This is a genomic window from Rhodococcus sp. 1163 (assembly GCF_002091985.1).
Taxonomy (GTDB): Bacteria; Actinomycetota; Actinomycetes; order Mycobacteriales; family Mycobacteriaceae; genus Rhodococcoides.
Map to the genome: position 1 here is coordinate 84,573 of NZ_MKKX01000003.1, position 16,516 is coordinate 101,088.

Annotated in this window: 14 protein-coding genes and 1 pseudogene; 8 read left to right on the plus strand and 7 right to left on the minus strand. The window is 62.7% G+C overall.

Features of this window, described 5'->3' with window-relative positions:
* Positions 1 to 51 precede the first annotated feature (51 nt).
* The 6 genes from ndk to proB all read left to right on the plus strand — a co-directional run bounded on the left by ndk (position 52) and on the right by proB (position 7,990).
* Entirely contained in the window at positions 52 to 465 is a 414-nt protein-coding gene (gene ndk, locus BJD99_RS00390) for a nucleoside-diphosphate kinase (protein ID WP_084344669.1), read from the plus strand.
* Positions 466 to 974: 509 nt separating this feature from the next.
* Positions 975 to 4,343 (plus strand): translation initiation factor IF-2 N-terminal domain-containing protein, encoded by a 3,369-nt coding sequence (locus tag BJD99_RS00395; protein WP_084344671.1) that lies wholly within the window; start codon positions 975 to 977, stop codon positions 4,341 to 4,343.
* A 234-nt stretch (positions 4,344 to 4,577) separates the two neighbouring features.
* The gene (gene rplU, locus BJD99_RS00400; RefSeq protein ID WP_084344673.1) at positions 4,578 to 4,889 is read left to right on the plus strand and encodes a 50S ribosomal protein L21; all 312 of its coding nucleotides are present in this window, start codon (positions 4,578 to 4,580) and stop codon (positions 4,887 to 4,889) included.
* Positions 4,890 to 4,949: 60 nt separating this feature from the next.
* Complete coding sequence (gene rpmA / locus BJD99_RS00405; protein WP_072802495.1) at positions 4,950 to 5,213, plus strand: 50S ribosomal protein L27; 264 nt, start codon at positions 4,950 to 4,952, stop codon at positions 5,211 to 5,213.
* Positions 5,214 to 5,394: 181 nt separating this feature from the next.
* The gene (gene obgE, locus BJD99_RS00410; protein WP_084344675.1) at positions 5,395 to 6,843 is read left to right on the plus strand and encodes a GTPase ObgE; all 1,449 of its coding nucleotides are present in this window, start codon (positions 5,395 to 5,397) and stop codon (positions 6,841 to 6,843) included.
* Positions 6,844 to 6,883: 40 nt separating this feature from the next.
* Entirely contained in the window at positions 6,884 to 7,990 is a 1,107-nt protein-coding gene (proB, locus tag BJD99_RS00415) for a glutamate 5-kinase (protein WP_084344677.1), read from the plus strand.
* 29 nt (positions 7,991 to 8,019) lie between these two features.
* Here the strand turns inward: proB and BJD99_RS00420 are convergent, their stop codons facing one another.
* The 5 genes and pseudogenes from BJD99_RS00420 to BJD99_RS00435 form a co-directional block, all read right to left on the minus strand.
* Positions 8,020 to 8,904, minus strand: a complete 885-nt coding sequence (locus BJD99_RS00420; RefSeq protein WP_084344679.1) for a Sir2 family NAD-dependent protein deacetylase — start codon at positions 8,902 to 8,904, stop codon at positions 8,020 to 8,022.
* Positions 8,905 to 9,074: 170 nt separating this feature from the next.
* Positions 9,075 to 9,473: an ectoine synthase gene (locus BJD99_RS00425; protein ID WP_084344681.1), complete on the minus strand. Its 399-nt coding sequence runs from the start codon at positions 9,471 to 9,473 to the stop codon at positions 9,075 to 9,077.
* Positions 9,474 to 9,518: 45 nt separating this feature from the next.
* Positions 9,519 to 10,793, minus strand: a complete 1,275-nt coding sequence (gene ectB / locus BJD99_RS00430; RefSeq protein WP_256895242.1) for a diaminobutyrate--2-oxoglutarate transaminase — start codon at positions 10,791 to 10,793, stop codon at positions 9,519 to 9,521.
* A 48-nt stretch (positions 10,794 to 10,841) separates the two neighbouring features.
* Positions 10,842 to 11,414 (minus strand): annotated as a pseudogene (gene ectA / locus BJD99_RS21125) (diaminobutyrate acetyltransferase); the annotation flags it as partial.
* Positions 11,415 to 11,549: 135 nt separating this feature from the next.
* On the minus strand, positions 11,550 to 13,655 hold the full coding sequence (locus BJD99_RS00435; RefSeq protein WP_084344844.1) for an ATP-dependent DNA helicase RecQ: 2,106 nt from the start codon (positions 13,653 to 13,655) through the stop codon (positions 11,550 to 11,552).
* A gap of 135 nt (positions 13,656 to 13,790) precedes the next feature.
* On the opposite strand from BJD99_RS00435, the gene crcB (BJD99_RS00440) reads away from it, so the two are divergent.
* Positions 13,791 to 14,225, plus strand: coding sequence for a fluoride efflux transporter CrcB (gene crcB, locus BJD99_RS00440; protein ID WP_084344846.1), 435 nt, complete (start codon positions 13,791 to 13,793; stop codon positions 14,223 to 14,225).
* Complete coding sequence (crcB, locus tag BJD99_RS00445) at positions 14,222 to 14,593, plus strand: fluoride efflux transporter CrcB (RefSeq protein WP_084344683.1); 372 nt, start codon at positions 14,222 to 14,224, stop codon at positions 14,591 to 14,593. The genes crcB (BJD99_RS00440) and crcB (BJD99_RS00445) overlap by 4 nt, the downstream gene beginning before the upstream one ends.
* A gap of 60 nt (positions 14,594 to 14,653) precedes the next feature.
* Here crcB (BJD99_RS00445) and BJD99_RS00450 read toward each other — a convergent pair whose 3' ends face one another.
* Both BJD99_RS00450 and BJD99_RS00455 read right to left on the minus strand, forming a co-directional pair.
* Complete coding sequence (locus tag BJD99_RS00450; protein ID WP_084344685.1) at positions 14,654 to 15,550, minus strand: LysR family transcriptional regulator; 897 nt, start codon at positions 15,548 to 15,550, stop codon at positions 14,654 to 14,656.
* Entirely contained in the window at positions 15,547 to 16,422 is an 876-nt protein-coding gene (locus tag BJD99_RS00455; RefSeq protein ID WP_084344848.1) for a ribokinase, read from the minus strand. The genes BJD99_RS00450 and BJD99_RS00455 overlap by 4 nt, the downstream gene beginning before the upstream one ends.
* Positions 16,423 to 16,516: the final 94 nt, after the last annotated feature.

The window sequence follows — 16,516 nt, forward strand, 5'->3', positions numbered from 1 at the left end:
TGGTGGGTCTGAGCGTAGGTCCTCGGAGTCCGTCCACTACTGTCTACGTTCGTGACCGAGCGCACCCTTGTACTGATCAAGCCAGATGGAGTTGCCCGCCGCTACGTAGGCGAGATTCTCGGCCGAATCGAGAAGAAGGGATTGAGTATCGCAGCACTGGAACTCAAATCCGTTTCTCTCGAGCTGGCCGGCGCGCACTACGCCGAACACAAAGACAGGCCGTTCTTCCCAGCGCTACTCGAGTTCATCACCTCCGGACCCGTCGTCGCAGCAGTTTTGGAGGGACCGAGAGCTATCGCTGCCTTCCGTCAGATCGGCGGAGGCACCGACCCGGTCGAGAAGGCGGTTCCAGGGACCATTCGCGGCGATCTTGCCCTCGATGGTCAGCAGAACCTCGTGCACGGATCGGACTCCGTCGAGTCCGCCGAGCGTGAGATCGCGTTGTGGTTTCCAAGCCTTTCCTGATTCTCCACACTCTGATTCGGGTTCGCCCGCCATGCCGCCGACCACAAGATCGGAGCGGCGTGGCGGGTTCGCTTCACCCGGTGTGGGATACTCGTGAAGGTTGCTTTCACAACACACGCTTCACCTCGAAAAGTTTTCCTGTAAAAAAATTTTGCCGTTACCAGTTTTGTGCAACACCGAACAGGAGCGTCACGCCAGTGCCGTTCTCGTGAAAGTGACCGGATGACACCCGCAGTTCGATGCCCGTCATCGCTGCCGAACACGTAGGAAGACCTCCCACGTGCCGGCATGCTTGATGATCAGGCGCTCGGACTCGGGACACCATAGCCATCCAGCCAGGCACCGTGCATCCGTACGCCGACCACTCGCTGTGGACGGTGCACTCCGTCCGGAGCGCGACTTACGATCTGGCGTCAAACCGACGTCAGCACACTAGGATTGCTCTCGCGTGGCCGCGTCGCACCAGCTTCGACTCAGGTGGACGCGCCCGGGGGCCCGAGGAGACTTACGTGGCCGACCAAGCCCCGCCCGAAGATGTACAGAATTCGAACTCAGGAAGTTCGGTCGATGACGAATCGTCATCCAGCCGAAGTCCGGCGTTCCCCGAGCGCCTCCGAGTGCATGCACTCGCGAAGATTCTCGGCGTCACCAGTAAACAGGTACTCGCCAAACTGGGTGAGCTCGGAATAGAGGCGCGCAGCGCACAGTCCAGTCTGGGACGCGACGTCGCCGAGACGGTGTATTCCTCGTTCGCACCTGCGACCGAGGCGCCGGCTGCACCAGTCGAGACGGCCGCCCCGATCGTGGTCGAGCCTGTGCCTGCTGTCGAAGCTCCGACAGTGGACAGTCCTCCCGCGCGCCCTGCGTTCGCGATTCCGGTGTTCCTCCAGCCGGAAGCGATAGTCGAGGCTCCCAAGCGTCGACGAAGCCGGAAAGCAGCAGGTCCTGCCGCTGAGCCCACGTCGACGCCTGCCGTCGAAGAGCCATCGGTCCTCGTCGCCGATCCGGTCATCGAGCCGGACAAGGCTCCCGTTCGCGGCAAGCCCGCTGTCGAGGCCACCCCGGATGCAGCTACTGACACAACCGACATATCGGACACAGTCGACAGCTCGGACACTTCCGAGGATGCCGACAACTCGGACGACAACGATGACCAGTCGCAGCCGAGGCGGCGTCGGCGCGGTCGTCGTGGTCGTGGCCGCGGACGTGGGGAACAGTCTGCCGACGGCAGTTCGGACGACTATTCGGACGATGCCGCAGAAGGTGACGACGATTCGAGTGAGGACGCAGAGTCGGCGTCCTCGGACACGCGTTCGTCCGAATCCGATACTCCCGTATCCGGCTCGGTTGAATCCGAATCCACTGATTTCGATGTAGCAGACTCCGAGGGTGCCGATTCCGACACTTCGGAAAGCGATTCCGAGAACGAGGACAAGCCTGCAGGCGAGCGTCGTTCACGTCGCCGTAGTCGAAGTCGTTCGAACGCCAAATCCAGCGATACCGACGATGCCCAGAAACAGGCCTCGGATACGGAATCGGAAGAGTCGGTCGATTCGCCGGTCGACTCCGCCGACAACGACAACGACACCGACGACGAGGATTCGTCCGACGGCTCGAGTCGTCGACGCCGCAGACGTCGCCGCCGCCGCAGCAGCACCGGTGACGCTTCGTCCGAGTCCACCGAGACCGAGGACGACCCACCGAACACCGTCGTGCACGAGCGCGAACCGCGGAACAAGTCCCGTAGCAAGGATGAGGTCCAGGGAATCACCGGCTCGACCCGGCTCGAAGCGAAGCGTCAGCGCCGTCGCGACGGACGTGACGCCGGACGCCGACGGCCACCGATTCTTACCGAGTCGGAGTTCCTGGCACGTCGTGAGTCGGTCGATCGCGTCATGGTCGTCCGCGAAAAGTCGTTCCCCGACAACGGCGTGACCACACAGGTCGCCGTTCTCGAAGACGGCGTATTGGTCGAGCACTTCGTCACCAGTAGCGCGTCCGCGTCGATGGTCGGCAACGTCTACCTCGGCCGCGTGCAGAACGTGCTGCCGAGCATGGAAGCTGCATTCATCGATATCGGCCGTGGCCGTAACGGTGTCCTGTATGCCGGAGAGGTCAACTGGGACGCAGCAGGTCTCGGTGGTAACTCTCGCAAGATCGAACAGGCACTCAAGCCGGGTGACCAGGTTTTGGTGCAGGTGAGCAAGGATCCGGTCGGGCACAAGGGTGCGCGTCTGACGACTCAGCTCTCGCTGGCAGGCCGCTACCTGGTCTATGTACCCGGTGGCAGCTCGACGGGTATCAGCCGCAAGTTGCCCGACACCGAGCGGAAGCGCCTGAAGGAAATTCTTCGCGATATCGTTCCTCCCGAGGCCGGGGTGATCATCCGTACCGCAGCCGAAGGCGTCAGTGAAGACGAGCTCGCGCGTGACGTGATCCGTCTGCAGACACAATGGGCGACCATCGAAGAAGCGTCGGCCAAGGCTGAAACAGGTAAGGGTTCGCAACCGCAGGCACTGTACGAAGAGCCGGATCTGCTGGTCAAGGTTATCCGTGACCTGTTCAACGAGGACTTCGTCAAACTTGTCATCGAAGGTGACAAGGCCTGGGACACGACATCGTCGTACATCGAGACGGTAGCGGCGGACATGCTGCACAAGCTCGAGCGCCACATCGCCGAGCCCGGTCGACCAGACGTGTTCGAAGCGCACCGGGTCGACGAGCAGCTGGCCAAGGCACTCGACCGTAAGGTCTGGCTACCGTCCGGAGGCACGCTCGTCATCGATCGCACCGAGGCGATGACCGTGGTCGACGTCAACACCGGCAAGTTCACCGGTGCAGGCGGCAACCTCGAGGAGACGGTGACGCGGAACAATCTCGAGGCCGCCGAAGAGATCGTTCGGCAAATGCGCCTACGCGACATCGGCGGAATGATTGTCGTCGACTTCATCGATATGGTGCTCGAATCCAACCGTGACCTGGTGTTGCGCCGTCTCACCGAGTCTCTCGGTCGTGACCGGACGCGCCATCAGGTGTCCGAGGTGACTTCACTCGGGCTTGTGCAGATGACGCGTAAGAAGATGGGCACCGGTCTCATCGAAGCGTTCTCGACGACGTGCGAACACTGCCAGGGCCGCGGGATCATGATTCACCCGTACCCCGTCGAGGCGAAGACCGATGACGGCTCGCGATCCTCCTCACCGCGCTCCGATTCGAGTACGCCGCGCAAACGCCGCGGTCGCGACAAGTCCGACAACGACAAGACAGACAACGACAAAACCGACAATGTGGCTGACGCTGCGAACAGTCCTGCAGCGAAGAGTCAGCCCGAGGCTCACGAGCACACACCGGACCCATCGGTGAAGCGTGCACACCCCGTGGCCCTCGCCATGGCTGCGCATCACGACGACGTTGTCGACGATGTCACTCCGGCCGAGGTACTCGACGAGCACTCGGAGCCGAGTACGTCCTCGGAGCCGAAGATCATCGATGCCGCCGAGGTGGCTCGTGTTCAGGGCAGGGACACCGAAGCAGTATCGACCGAGGTGCAGCCGGACACCAGGGTCCCGGAGAATGCTGTCGACATGACAGCGGACACAGCTGTGGCCGAGGAGTCGCCGGAACCGATCGTCAAAGCGCGTCGTGGTCGCCGTGTTGCCCGGAAGGCAGCAGCACCTACGGCCGAGACTCCCGACGCAGCTGCTGTCTTCGTGATTCCGGCTACACACGAGGAGCCGGTAGCGCCGACGGAGCCTTCGGTGACGTCGGCTGTCGAACCGGTGTCCAGTGCTCCCACCACGGACGAGATGCCCGTGAAGAAGCCTCGCCGACGTCGTGCAGCGGCACGCCCGGCAGGGCCACCGGTGGACGCGGAATAGCGAGTCGACGGGCAGTTTGACCACGACTGCCCGTCTGCCGTAACCTGACAAGGTCGCTGCCGGTGACAATTTTCTGCTGTGCCTCGACGAAATTTCGGTCGAGTGCGGCGGCGGACGCACCCGGTGGCAAGTAACACCGCACGAAATACCGCAAGAATCACATGCACGATCCAGCCCAGTCGTGTTGCCATGGGCAATGCGAGCAAGTTCGAAGAAGCAAGGGGTAGCCCTCCGATGGCAACGTACGCGATCGTCAAGACCGGCGGAAAGCAGTACAAGGTCGCTGTTGGTGACCTCGTCAAGGTCGAGAAGATCGAGGGAGCGCTCGGCACTGCTGTCTCGCTTGCTCCGGTCCTCGTCGTAGACGGATCCGATCTGACCACCGATGCCGACAAGCTGGCGAAGATCTCGGTAACCGGTGAGGTCGTCGAGCACACCAAGGGTCCGAAGATCCGCATCCACAAGTTCAAGAACAAGACCGGCTACCACAAGCGCCAGGGACACAGGCAGAAGCTCACTGTCCTGAAGGTCACCGGCATCAAGTAACCAGGTCTGTTCAGTACTGACTTTTCAGCGCTGACATTCACCCCGAGGAGGGTATGCAACATGGCACATAAGAAGGGTGCATCAAGCTCCCGTAACGGTCGCGATTCGAATGCGCAGCGCCTCGGCGTCAAGCGTTTCGGCGGCCAGACCGTCAGCGCAGGCGAGATCCTGGTTCGTCAGCGCGGCACGCACTTCCACCCCGGCGTCAACGTCGGCCGTGGCGGCGACGACACACTGTTCGCTCTGTCCGCAGGCGCAGTCGAATTCGGCGCCAAGCGTGGACGCAAGACCGTGAACATCGTTCCGGTCGCAGTAGAGGCCTAGTCTCCGCTGCACAATCTGCGTCGGATGGTTTTCGCAAGGCTCACGCCGCGAAAATCTCGACGCGCTCGAGCTCGACGATGAGGGTGGACCAGGGTGAAAATGCCCGGTCCGCCCTTATCGTATTTGTGGGCATAAAAATATTTCGGTCGCACACTCGACCGAGGAAGGATCGAAGGCAGTCATGTCACGATTCATCGACCGCGTGGTGCTGCACGTCAGCGCCGGTAAAGGCGGCAACGGCTGCTCTTCGGTTCACCGCGAGAAGTTCAAGCCGCTCGGCGGTCCAGACGGCGGGAACGGTGGCCAGGGAGGCGGCGTGATCTTCGTCGTCGACAGCAATGTCCACACGCTGTTGGACTTTCACTTCAACTCGCATGCCAAAGCGAGCAATGGAACTCAAGGCATGGGCGGCAACCGCGAAGGTTCGAACGGTGAGGATCTGATCCTCAAGGTTCCCGACGGAACTGTGGTGCTCGACAAGGACGGTCGCATCCTGGCCGACCTGATCGGCGAGGGCACTCGATACGCTGCTGCGCCCGGTGGCCGCGGTGGGTTGGGCAACGCTGCGCTCGCCTCGAAGGCGCGTCGTGCGCCTGGATTCGCGCTGCTCGGCGAAGAAGGTATCGAGCGCGATGTGGTGCTCGAGCTCAAGTCGGTCGCCGACATCGGTCTCGTCGGCTTCCCGTCGGCGGGCAAGTCCTCGCTGGTGTCGGTGCTCTCTGCCGCGAAGCCGAAGATCGCCGACTACCCGTTCACCACGTTGGTTCCGAATCTCGGTGTCGTCTCGAGCGGTGACACCACATACACGGTGGCCGACGTTCCCGGATTGATCCCCGGTGCGAGCGAAGGCAAGGGCCTAGGTCTCGAATTCCTTCGACATCTCGAGCGAACCGCCGTTCTGGCGCACGTAGTCGACTGCGCAACCCTGGATCCGGGTCGAGATCCCGTCTCTGACGTCGATGCTCTCGAAGCGGAGTTGGCGGCTTACAAGCCGGCGATGCTGGGCGATGCGAGCCTGGGTGACCTGGCGGATCGACCGCGCATCGTCGTGCTCAACAAAGCTGATATCCCTGAGGCCGCCGAGCTCGCCGAGATGGTGACGCCGGAGTTCGAGGCGCGTGGATGGCCGGTGTACACCATCTCCACGGTCACCCGTGAAGGCCTCAAGCCCTTGATCTTCGCGCTGGGCAAGATGGTCGAGGACTACCGAGTGGCGCATCCTCCGGCCGAGAAGCGCCGACCGGTGCTACGTCCCGTCGCACGCAACGATGAGGGTTTCCAGGTCATCAAGGATCCCGATGTCGAGGGTGGGTTCATCGTTCTGGGCACGCGCCCGGAGCGTTGGGTACGCCAGACACAGTTCAACAACGACGAAGCCGTCGGCTATCTTGCCGACCGTCTCGCACGCCTCGGCGTCGAGGATGCGCTGATCAAGAAGGGCGCCCAGCCGGGTGCGTCCGTGACCATCGGTGATGTCTCCTTCGATTGGGAGCCGCAGACACCGGCGGGTGTGGAGATCACCATGACCGGGCGCGGTACCGATGCGAGGCTCGATCAGGTGGAGCGAATCGGTGCGGACGAGCGCAAACACGCACGTCGAGCCCGCCGTGGACTCGACGTCGAAGAGTGAAGTGTAGGTTCCGGTGAATTCTGAATCCTCTTCGGTTGCAATGGATTCGACTGGGGCCAGGACTGCTGTGGCCAGTGCCAAACGGGTAGTCGTGAAAATCGGCTCCTCGGCACTGACCTCACTGGTCGGCGGACTCGACGTCGACAGGCTCGATCGATTGGCCGATGCTGTCGAAGCACGAATGCGTGCCGGATCCGATGTCGTGGTGGTGTCTTCCGGTGCCATCGGCGCCGGGCTCGCACCACTGGGTCTGACGACCCGTCCGCGCGATCTCGCGACCAAGCAGGCCGCAGCGAGCGTCGGCCAGCTTGCTCTTGCGCACGCTTGGGGTACCTCGTTCGCCAGATACGGACGAACCGTCGGCCAGGTGTTGCTCACCGCCGAGGACATTGCGCGTCGAACGAATCATCGCAACGCCCAGCGCACGCTCGATCGGTTGCGCGTGCTCGGCGCAGTGGCCGTGATCAACGAGAACGACACGGTCGCGACCACGGAAATTCGCTTCGGTGACAACGACCGTCTCGCCGCGCTCGTTGCTCACCTCGTCGGTGCCGACGCGCTGGTGCTGTTGTCCGACGTAGACGGTCTGTACGACGGCGACCCGCGTAAAGGTGACGCCACCCTGATCCGGGAGGTCGCGAGCCCGGAAGATCTCGATGGAGTCGTCGCCGGTTCCGGCGGTGCGCTCGGGACTGGTGGAATGGCGTCCAAGCTGTCCGCTGCTCGATTGGCGGCCGATGCAGGCGTTCCTGTCCTACTGGCGGCCGCCGCCGACGCAGCGGAAGCCTTGACGACGGCTGCCGTGGGCACAGCCTTCACTGCGCGTCCCACGCGCCTGTCCTCGCGCAAGTTCTGGGTACGTCATGCTGCAGACGCACGAGGCGATCTATACCTCGACGCAGGTGCCGTGCACGCGGTCGCGACGAAGCGGCGGTCCTTGCTGTCCGCAGGAATCACCGCCGTCGAGGGTCGGTTCTACGGCGGCGACGTCGTGTCGCTGATCGGTCCGGACGGCGAACTCGTGGCCAGGGGAGTGGTGGCGTACGACGCGTCGGAGTTGACCGGAATGCTCGGTACGTCCAGTTGTGATCTCACTCCCGAGCTACAGCGTCCAGTGGTGCATGCGGACGATTTGGTTCCGGTCTGATCCATGTTCGGCGGCTGCGAAGCGTCCGATCATTTGTGTGACGGCAGTGCGTCCACGAGTGCGGTGAGCGTCTCCGAGCATCCTGCATTGCTTGTCAGAGTGGCGAATTCGTCGCCCCGGGTGATTCCGCGATTGACAATCACGATGGGAATCTCGGCCTTCGCCGCGCGTCGGACGAAGCGCAGTCCCGACATGACCGTCAAGGAAGAGCCGACAACCACAAGTGCATCGGCCTGGTCGACGAGATCGAAAGCTTCGGCAACTCTCGGCTTGGGCACGCTCTCCCCGAAGTACACGATGTCCGGTTTGAGAATACCTGCGCAGTACTCGCAGTCGACCATTCGGAAGTGTGCGGTGCTGGTGATGATCGCATCGGCATCGGGGGCAATCTCGACGCCCTCGGCCGGCGCGACGCTGTCGAGGAACCCCGGGTTCTCGCGCTCGAGGCGTTGTCCCAGAGCGAAGCGGGAAACCAGTCGCTCGCAGTCCAGACACCGTACTCGCGCGTAAACGCCGTGGAGGTCGATGACTCGTCGGCTACCTGCTTTGGTGTGCAACATGTCGACGTTTTGGGTGATGATCCCGGAAACAATCCCTCGGCGCTCGAGCTGGGCCAGCGCACGGTGGCCGTCGTTCGGCATTGCCGCATCCATATGCCGCCAACCGACATGGTTCCGTGCCCAGTAGTGGCGCCTGAACTCGTGATCGCCGGTGAACTGCTGATAGGTCATCGGATTACGAGGGGGTGAGTTCGGCCCCCGGTAGTCCGGGATACCTGAATCGGTGGACATGCCGGCTCCGGAGACGACCGCGATGGATCTTCCCGACAACAGTTCGACAATCTGGTCGATTCGGGTTGCCGCTGCGGCAGCTGAACGAGCGGGGGCAGGCACGTCCCCAGGGTAGCGCGGCATGTGGACGCGGGGGATCGATGCAGGCAGTGGGAGGCTCTCGCATCCAGGAAACGCGATGCCAAGCCCTGCTGGGTCCCCGGTGGATCGTACTGCAGAACCAGCTCCGCCCCGCTCGACCGAAGTCGAGCGGGGCGAAGATACTCGGAGTCCGTCTTATCTGGACACCTCGTTTACGTGGGGACCTCTACGAGGGGGTACACACCGTTCTCGTCGTGGGTTTCGTTCCCGACCACGGGAGGGTTGAACACGCACAACATGCGCATCTGCGTACGCGGCTCGACGGTGTGCCGCTCGTTGCCGTTCAGCAGGTACATCGATCCTGCAACGAGTTCGTAGGTTTCACCGGTTTCACGATCGGTGAGGGTGCCTTCGCCTTCGATGAGCCACACAGCTTCGACGTGATTGGCGTAGTGGAAGTTGTTCACCGTCCCGGCCTTGATGGTCGTTTCGTGGAACGAGAATCCGACCCTGTCTCCGGCGAGGATGATGCGCTTACTGCGCCACTGTCCATCCTCGCTCTCGATGTCTCGGTCAGTTCCGGTGATTTCCTGGGTGGTACGTACGATCATGCGGTGTAGCTCCCTTCAGCAAACATTCGACACGTGAGAAGTGTTCTACGAGCAGACTTTTGCTGTCGCAGCTTCGAGGATGTCGAGTCCGCGATCGAGCTCTTCGATCGTGGTGGTCAGCGGCGGAAGAAGTTTGACAACCTCGTCCTTCGGGCCGGCAGTTTCCACCAGTAGGTGCTCGTCGTAGGCAAGCTTGGCAACCTTGCCTGCCTGTTCTGCATCTTCGAACACGAGAGCCTGAACCATGCCGCGACCGCGAGTGGAAACGCCGTCGTACTTGGCGCACAGTGCGATGAAGCGATCACGAATGTGCTCGCCCTTCGCGAGGATCTCCTTCTCGAACTTGTCGTCTGACCAGTAGTGGTCGATGGCGACCTTCGAGGTCACGAAGCCGGGATTGAATCCGCGGAAGGTGCCGTTGTGCTCGCCTGGGCCCCAGACGTCGAGTTCTGGCTTGAACAGTGTCAGTGCCATCGGCATGCCGTAGCCGCCGATCGACTTCGACAGAGTGACGATGTCCGGCGTGATGCCCGAGTCCTCGAAGGAGAAGAACTGGCCTGTGCGGCCGCAACCCATCTGTACGTCGTCGACGATCAGCAAGATGTCGCGTCGCGAGCACAGGTCGGACAGCGCGCGCAACCACTCCGGTCGCGCGACGTTGATCCCGCCTTCACCCTGAATGGTTTCGACGATGACCGCTGCCGGGCGGTTGAATCCACTGCCCGAATCGTCGAGAACGCGCTCGAACCACTGAAAGTCCTCGGTTACTCCACCGAAGTAGTTGTCGTACGGCATCGGCGTGCTGTGCACGAGTGGGATTCCGGCTCCGGCGCGCTTCATCGAGTTTCCGGTGACAGCGAGCGCACCGAGGGTCATGCCGTGAAAAGCGTTGGTGAAGTTGATGATCGACTCACGACCAGTGACCTTGCGTGCCAACTTCAGTGCAGCTTCGACGGCGTTCGTTCCGGTCGGGCCGGGAAACTGAACCTTGTAGTCGAGGCCACGCGGTTCGAGGATGTTCTTCTTGAACGACTCGAGGAACTCCCGCTTGGCCACCGTGGACATATCGAGGCCGTGCGTGATGCCGTCGCTGGTGATGTAGTCGACCAACGCATCCTGCATGATCTGATTGTTGTGACCGTAGTTCAGAGCGCCTGCGCCGCCGAAGAAGTCGAGGTAGTCGCGCCCGTTCTCGTCGGTCAGCGTCGAATTCTTGGCAGTTTTGAATACTGCGGGCCACTGGCGGCTGTAGCTACGAACGCCGGACTCGATGGTTTCGAATACGTCCGGCTTTTCGGTGGTCTCGGTCTTGTCTGTCATGTACTGCGTGTTCCTTTCGCTGGCGCGCACGGCGGCCGGCCCTACTGTGTAGAGCTCCTCTGCTTCGTGGCTATCAGGAAAATCATCGGGCGCGAACAGGTCTGTTTTTCTAATGTCGGTCCCTCGTGTTCGAGCGAGGGCCGTGAACAGTGCGATCGACGCTTCGTTGTCCGGGCTGATCGTTGTTTCCAGGTGTGTGATGCCCTGTGGGGTAAGGCGATCGAGAAGTTCGTTCAGCATCCGGCCGGCAAGGCCCTTGCCCCGTTGATCAGCATCGACTGCGACCTGCCACACGAAGAATGTTGTGGGAGAATCCTGTCGGGTGTAGCCGGTGACGAATCCCACTGCGCGAGAGTCGACGTCGGATACGACCGAGGTTGCTGCAAAGTCTCGGCACCACAACACGTACGAATAGCTCGAGTTGAGATCGAGCACCTTTGAGTCTCTTGCGATTTCCCAGAGCCGGACTCCGTCGGAGATCTTTGGCTTACGAAACTTCACTGCGTCCGGCGCAGTGACTGTGGTTGCTCTCAGCTGTGCGGGTTTCATAGCAAACATAAACGTAACAAGGTGCCCTTGGCATTTCACGTGCCTGGCGAAATTGGTGTCGAAAACACCCATCCCTTCGCAGGTGGCAGCGCGATTGTGATTCTGGTCACAAACTGGGCTTGTTGCCGTAACAACTGGTCGAGGAGGGTGCGATAACTCGGCTCACTCCGTCCGATGCCAAGTGTGGTCTTATCGATATCTGGGCGGCTACTTCGGAGTTGCCAGTGCAAACGGAAGGACAGCATCTGCGCCTGCGCCGCGGAGGGCCGAGCCGGCGCAGGTAAGAGTCCAGCCCGTATCGGTGACCAGGTCCACCAGGAGGATCGGTCCGGAGACCCCGTTCAGGTCTGGAACAAGCCAGGAATCGACGAGTCCGGCTACACGGAATGCCGAATTCGCGGCTGTCACGCGCGGATGGTCCGGTCGGAGGGCGAGCGTTCCGAGATCGTCGAGCCGTCCGATGCGGGCCAACTCGCCGGCGATCGAGCGGACCAGCATCGGATGCGTCGACGATTCCAGCGCGATCACGGAGGTAGGTCTCTTCGCCCAGTCCCACGAGGCCAATACTGCGATGCAGGCCTGAACGAGGGCGTCGGGGGCTGGACCGTCGGGTGCGTTGAGGGCTGCTCGCAGGCGCCCACCCCAACCCAGGTCGGTGAGGCGGCCCAGGACCCGGCCGGGCTCAGGGCCGTCGGTGATTTTGCCGGAGCGGGAGACTCCGAGTTTCTTCATCCCGCTGGGCCACTGCTTTCGCGGAGGCAGGTCGAGTCCCGGGCGGTCGAGACGTTCACGCGCAGACTCGACGGCGGCTGCGTCCACCTGAGGTGAGTAAGCCTTTCCTGTGCAGTTGTCGCATCGGCCACAAGGGTTCGGTTCCGCGCCGAGGCCTGGATCGTCCAACTGTCTGCGCAGGAATTCCATCCGGCACCCATCGGTGCGCTGGTAGTCGATCATTGCTTGTTGCTCCGCGTCCCTGGCTTGCTCGAGGCGCTCGTAACGCGGTGCATCGTAGGCCCACGACTGACCGGTCGAGATCCATCCGCCTCGCACGCGCTGAACGGCACCATCGACGTCGAGGACCTTCAGGACCATTTCGAGTCGGCTCCGGTTGAGATCCACCAACGGCTCCAACGAGGGAGTCGACTGCGGCTTGACCGGGTCGAGTGCGTCGATGACCTGCCGAACGACGTGTTCTCGTGGGAAGGCTACCGATGCGAAATAGCTCCAGATCTGCTTGTCCTCGTGGCCTGGCAGAAGGATGACTTCGGCGCGGTCGGTGGCGCGACCCGCACGGCCGACCTGCTGGTAGTACGAGATGGGGGACGAGGGTGCGCCCATGTGGACGACGAACCCCAGATCCGGTTTGTCGAAGCCCATGCCCAGCGCGGACGTGGCTACGAGGGCCTTGACCTCGTTGTTCAGTAGATCCGATTCCAACGATTCGCGTTCGGTGGTGTCGGTCTGGCCGGTGTACGCGGACACGGCGAAACCCTGGTCCGACAACAGGCTCGCGAGGTCGCGTGCTGCCGACACCGTCAGGGCGTAGATGATTCCCGACCCGGGGAGTTCGGCCAGGTGAGCTGCGAGCCACGCGGCGCGCTCGGTGGAGTTCTCGATCTGGACCACCGACAGGTGGAGCGACTCGCGTTCGAGTCCGCCGCGGAGAACGAGGGTGTCGCCACCACCGACACCGAGTTGCGCGGCGACATCGGCGACCACACGGTCATTTGCGGTGGCCGTGGTGGCCAACACCGGAATCCCTTCGCGTAGTTCGGATATGAGCGTTCGAATCCGTCGGTAATCGGGACGGAAGTCATGTCCCCAGTCGGAAACACAGTGCGCTTCGTCTACGACGACGAGGCCCGCGTCCGCTGCCAGCGAGGGCAGCACCTGGTCTCGGAAGTCCGGGTTGTTGAGCCGCTCCGGGCTGACGAGCAGCACGTCGAGCCTGCCCGCAGCGACATCGGCATGGACGTCTTCCCACTCGGTCATGTTCCCGGAGTTGATGGTTGCGGCCCGCACACCGGCGCGCTCGGCGGAAGCTACCTGGTTTCGCATCAGTGCCAACAACGGTGACACGATGACGGTGGGTCCGAGTCCCTGAGCGCGAAGCAGTTTGGCGGCGATGAAATAGACCGCCGACTTTCCCCAACCGGTGCGTTGCACCACCAACGCGCGGCGGCGGTGAACAACGAGAGCCTCGATTGCCGTCCACTGATCTTCGCGAAGACTGGCAGTGAGCCCGGCCAGCTCTCGAAGGAGCCGCTCGGCATCTGCGCGCAGGTCTACCGTCGACGGTTCGGTGGTGGTCATCGGTTCATCGTGCCGCACGTGTCCGACAGTTACACCGCCCGCAGGGCGATTACGCTTCACCGAACACACGAGGAGGTGCCCTTGTTCGAGGAAGACCTGCCGTTCGATCCAGATGTGGACGACGACGCGGCGCAGATGATCGCGCCTGCGAGGCCTCTACATCTTCGGCCGAGGGCCCTCGCTCTCGTCTTCGCCGGTGGTGTGATCGGCACCGCGATGCGCTATGGAATCGAGATCGCGATCCCGCAGGTGATCCAAGGTTGGCCCGTTGCCACGTTTTCGATCAACCTTCTCGGTGCGTTCGTGCTCGGTGTTCTACTCGAGAACATGGCGCGACGCGGTGCTGATGCCGGTGTCAGGCAACAGATTCGCTTGCTGGCAGGGACCGGGTTCTGTGGTGCTTTCACCACGTACAGCACGTTTGCGCTGGAAGCGGTACTACTCACCAGAGACGGCCACCTGCCGATAGCGCTTGCGTATGGAGTGTCGACGGTATTCCTCGGTGCGCTCGCCGCGTGGGCGGGGATCGTCGTCGGCGCTTCGATGCATGTCGATCGGTCGGCGAGATGATCGTTCTCCTGATGGCGCTGGCAGGCGCGCTCGGAGCAGTCTGCCGATTCGTTGCCGATTCTCTCGTCAAATCCAAGGTGCGGGGAACACTGTTCCCGTGGGCGACAGTCGGCATCAACATTTCCGGATCCCTGCTCGTCGGATTTCTTGCCGGACTCGTCATGTTCGCGGAAGGGTCGACCGATCTGCAAACGGTCATCGGCACCGGGTTCTGCGGCGGATACACCACCTTCAGTACGGCGAGCTTCGAAACGGTCCGACTCGTGCAGGTCGGTAGGCGTTCGCTCGCGCTGGCCACAGCGGTCGGAACCCTGGCCGGTTCGGTCGGAGCCTGTGCCGCAGGGTTCGTGCTGGCAGGCATCGTCTGAAAAGGACCGAGCGATCCTCGGCCAGGAGCCGACCGGAGATTACTGACCACTGGTCGGCCGTCAAGTCCTTGGCGAGGTGGCAATGTCCAAGAAGTCTCGGCGTGGGCCACGAAGAGGTTCACGCAGATCCCACACCGCGCACAGTTCCCGCGGCATCGTCAGGGCGTCGATGTCGATGCGTGTCAATCGGCCGTCACGAAGGTCGGCAGCGACTGCCAACGAAGACAGGACCGTCGGTGCGTTCGCGGTCGCCACGGCCGATTTGATCGCGGTGACCGAGTTGAGTTCCAGCAGCGGCGGAACCGTCGGGTGCACGGTGCTCTCGTAAGTGGTGCGGGAACCGGATCCGAGCTCGCGCTGGACGAGTGCTGTCGCGGCCAATTCGTCGACGGTGACCGAGCCTCGCGACACCCACGGGTGCTGCGGTGGAACGACGACGACGAGTTCGTCGGTTGCCACGACGCGAATTCCGAGGCCGTCCGGGATCTGCGGTCCTTCGACGAATCCGATGTCGGCGCGACCTGCAAGGACCTGGTGGGCAACCTCGGCCGAGTTCATCAACCGCATCTGCGTTCGTACGTCCGGAAACCGAGCCCGCATCAGGACGATCCAGCCCGGCAACAGATGCTCTGCGACCGTCATGCTCGCAGCCACGGTAAGGCTCGCATTTTCCTCCCGCAGGAGGGATTGGACACCCGTCGCGAACTTTTCGGCGGCGCCGAGAACGTTGCCCGCCCACTCGAGAACAGCGACACCTTCGGGAGTGAGCACCACGCCGCTGTTGGTGCGGTCGAACACGCGGAGACCGATGTCGCGCTCGGCTGCCCGAATCCGTGCGCTGACCGCTTGCTGACTCAATCCGTGTTCCCGTCCGGCTGCGCTCATACTGCCCAGCCGCGCGACCGAGACCATCACGTCGAGCGCGGCGAGATCGGGGACCCGTGGGGACAGCGTCATCGTCGGGCTGCATCCGCGATGAGCGCGTCGATATCCGCTCGCGATCCCGACGACGCTCCGGTGCCACGACGCGTAGCAGCCAATGCCCCTGCTGCACAGGCCCATCGGACTGATTCTTCGGGACCCTGTAGCCAGCGAGCAGCCAATGCCCCGGTGAAGGCATCTCCGGCACCGGTGGTGTCGATGGCGTCGATCCGTGGAGCTCGAGCGTCGAACGTCGACGCCGGTCCGCGGTACCGAGCGCCGTTGGCGCCGAGCGTGGTGACGACGTGGGCAATGCGATCGAGGACACTCGCGCCGACTGCGTCGGCTTCGGATTCGTTGACGATCAGGACGTCGACGACGTCGACGAGGACCCCCGGGAGTGGTCGAACGGGGGAGGGGTTCAGCATGACCACTGTGTCGTGGGCCCTGGCGTGAATCGCACCGGCGACGACTGTGTCGATGGGAATCTCCAACTGGCACAGCAAGATATCCGCGGTAGCGATGGTATCGAGTTCACGATCGGTCAAGGTGGACATCGTCGCGTTGGCGCCCGGGACGACGACGATCGAGTTCTCCCCGTGACGGTCGACGGTCACAGCTGCGATTCCGCTCGGACCTTCGGTGCGTCGGAGTCCGGATGCGTCGACACCGGCCTCGATGACACTTCGTTCGAGGTCGGTAGCGAATGCGTCGCCACCTACCGCCCCGAGGAATGCTGCGTCGGCGCCTGCCCGTGCCGCCGCGATGGCCTGGTTCGCTCCCTTTCCTCCCTGTGCGGTGTCGAAGGAGTCACCCATGACGGTTTCGCCGGGCTCGGGTAGGCGTCGAGTCGTTGTCGTCAGGTCCATGTTGATACTGCCCAGGACAACGATGCGCGGAGTCGTCATCATCCGACGATATGCGGCGTCCACGGTGGCCTCTATACGAGCATGGAGTTTGCGCGTTGCAGATTGTTGACAATCTGCAACTGCTCCATCACGA